Genomic DNA, 3,072 nt, shown 5'->3' with positions numbered 1-3,072 from the left:
AATCTCATTAAGGTCCCCCTGTCGAATTAATTAGGATATTGTGCCCTGATGGACTTATCTATCTTAGCATGATAAACCTGGGGCCTTAATGATTTTCATGCAGTTAAGCCCCCGCTTAAAAGCGGATTTCTAACATTATTTAATGCAGACGTATACAAGAACGTTTGAGTTTGTCTTTCCAGATTCAGTTGCAAAATTCAATTTTACAGATGTCTCACTGCCTGAAATTTCAGCGTATTTCTTGAAAATAATTCCGTATGAAGCAGGGATTGACGATACTGCAAAGTTCTCAAAGATAACAGGGCTTTCAAAACGAGAAAGACCTTTCATCGGATAGGTGTAAGAACCGCATGAAAGAGATTCGTCAGCATCGCGCACGAATGCAGATTCTTCAGGATGGAAAACAGCGTTCACAAACTGAGAGAAGATTTCATCGAATGACATATTTTTTCCGCTCAGTGTGTTTACAGCCTTTGCAATGCAATCATTGTTTGACGCTTTGTTTGACATCATCTCTTTAACGAGGGGTGCGCCACCGAATTCACGGGTGAGCCATACGCCGAAAATATACGCATTGGCATAGGCAACAACGCTCGCGTCATAGTTTCGGATTCCCGTTAAGTAGTATTTTTTGATGAATGTTTTAATTCTGTTTCGCGGAGAATATTCATCACTAATTCCGAGGTAGCTCTGCATCATATCTTCACAGAGCATAGAAAGCATTTCGTTAAGGTTTGAGTCGCATGAAAGACCGTTCATTGCTTTTACGCTGAAGTTAATCATGTGCTGGAATTCATGAGCAAGTGTTGAAAGGCTGTAGTCGTATCTGGTGACTGCAAAATATGAGTCGATATAGAAGTATTTTCCTTCATTTGAGCGGTTTACTTTCGTATTCGAGAATGTAAGGCCGTTTTTGTAGTAGTCCATGCTTGAGAAAAGACCGATTGTGTTGCCCTGAGATGCGTCAGCACCAATATCATAAAGAACGATATTGACCTTTGTTCCAGTCTCAGAGATTTTATTCATGCTCTCTCTTGCACCTCTTGTCGAAGTGTAAATTGAATCAGATTCTTCACCGAAAACAGTTCTGATTAACGGATAGATTTCAGCAAATTTCTTTGCATAAGATTCTGAAAGTTCGAATTTTCGTTTTTCACCAGTGATAAATGCATCACCATCCAGAATCCAGATATTGCAGATATCATTGAATGCATAGAGAGTTGCAGTTTTGAGTGTGTAATCGCTTCTGCCACGGACATAGAGCGTCTTTTTTGTTGTTCCTTCTTTGAGCGTAAGTTTTTCTACCGGTGCAACGGCTTTTGAAGAAACAGAGCGTGAAGATGAAGTTTCAAACTCCGGGAAAAAATAGTCATGGAGAGGCGCATTATGAATATCTTCATCATCATCGTCGAATTCAGGCTCATAGGTTTCTTCGACAACACTTCGGTCAGAATTTGTTTTTTCGGTTACATATCGAGCATACTCTTTTTCGACCTTTGTAGAGCTTGTATTTACGACAGCATAATAAATTGATTTTCCGGCAAGATTTTCATTTGTGCTGATTGAAATACCGGCAGTGTTTGCATCGATTTTAAAGACCTGATTGGCAACAGACGGCACAACGGTTAAAGCTGATTCAACGCTTGGAACAGCAATCAGAGTTTCTTCCTGAGTGTTAGATTGAGTAGATTCAGACGAGTCGAATTCGTCAACAATGAGTTCACAGGCAGTCAAAGACAATACTGCCAGAAAAGCAAAAAGTAATCTCTTCATAACAAAATGCTCCTACAGTGCCCGAAGGCTTACAAACTACTTTTTGCCTGACTTGATAATGGAACATTTTGTTTGTTGTTTATGAATAGTTACTTAGTAAATGTTACTTTTATGTCTATTGATAGTGTAACACATTTATAATTTTTTACAAGCGAATTTTGAAAATTTTAGCTGAAAATGTCAATTTTTTAACAGAATATAACAAAAACTGCAAAACCGGATTCAATTTGTTCTCTGATATTCAATTTTTTTCTTGCTTATATGTGCTTTATGAGCCATAATTTTAAGCGTCATTTAACCTTTCAGGCGGGGCCTATGTGGAATTATAGTTTTGTTCTTCCAGATTTTTTAATTCTTCTCATTTTCGTCATCTATTACTTTATTCATCCCCGCCTCAACAGTAAATTAAACCATTCTTTTCTGCAGGTTCTGCTTGCAGATTTCTTCGTCATCCTTTCGGATATTGTTGCCTCCCTTGCCCTTGAAAACCCATCTCATTTTTCACCGTTCATCCTTCGTCTGCTCAACGTACTCTACTTCATTCTGTTCATGTTCAGAATCTTTTCGTTCTTTATTTTTACCGAGGATGTAATCGGTATCCGCCGCAACAAAAAGAGTCCGGTCTACATATTGGCAAACATCATCTTCGCCACTTTTGAGACAATCGCTCTTATCAATATCTTCTGCGACACCATTTTTTCTATCTCTCCGAGCGGCGAATACTCACGAACATCTTTCTACAATATAATTTATGTCTGCGCGGCATTTTATCTTATTCTTTCACTTGGCTGTATACTCCACTACCGCAAAAGGATTTCCCGCTCTTTTAAGATTCCGGTTCTTGCTTTCAACCTGGTAATGATTGCCGGCTACATCTCGCGCTTTGCATTCCCGCGCTACCTCATCATGAATCTGTTCACATTGCTGGCAATTGTCATAATCTTCATTTCATACGAAAACCCGATTATGTACCTTGCAGGAAAGGCAAATGCATTCAACAAAAAGGCGATGTTTGCGGTCTTCAACGAAATAGATCCTAAACGACCGCCTCTTGTCCTCGGATTTGTAATCAATAATTACAACGAACTGCGCGAAATTTACAGCGGCACTCAGATGGACAAGGGAATCCAGCTCATCTGTCAGTATCTCGCAAAGACATATCCGAATCTCCAGCGGTTTTATCTTCATGACGGACGTTTTGTTCTCGTCGGCGGAGACAAGGCTCACGCAGAAAAAATCAAAGATGTACTGACAGAGCGCTTCAAGAGAGCATGGAGCGCTGGAAACGAAGCAGAACTG

At 39.7% G+C, this 3,072-nt stretch carries 2 protein-coding genes; one reads left to right on the top strand and one right to left on the bottom strand.

What is annotated here, in order from left to right; translation table 11 throughout:
* Positions 1 to 135: 135 nt before the first annotated feature.
* Positions 136 to 1,773, bottom strand: a complete 1,638-nt coding sequence (locus ACKI5B_RS06145) for a M30 family metallopeptidase (RefSeq protein WP_407426872.1) — start codon at positions 1,771 to 1,773, stop codon at positions 136 to 138.
* 315 nt (positions 1,774 to 2,088) lie between these two features.
* On the opposite strand from ACKI5B_RS06145, the gene ACKI5B_RS06140 reads away from it, so the two are divergent.
* Positions 2,089 to 3,072 (top strand): hypothetical protein (locus ACKI5B_RS06140; RefSeq protein ID WP_407426870.1); only part of this gene is annotated, 984 nt, incomplete at its 3' end.

It is taken from the genome of Treponema sp. (assembly GCF_045657965.1).
Classification (GTDB): domain Bacteria; phylum Spirochaetota; class Spirochaetia; order Treponematales; family Treponemataceae; genus Treponema_D.
The sequence above is the reverse complement of the archived record's forward strand: the minus strand, read 5'-3'. Positions and strand labels throughout refer to the sequence as shown.

Coding starts and splice junctions, on each gene's coding strand:
- ACKI5B_RS06145 (WP_407426872.1), bottom strand. CDS start 1,773: ATGAAGAGATTACTTTTTGCTTTTCTGGCAGTATTGTCTTTGACTGCC.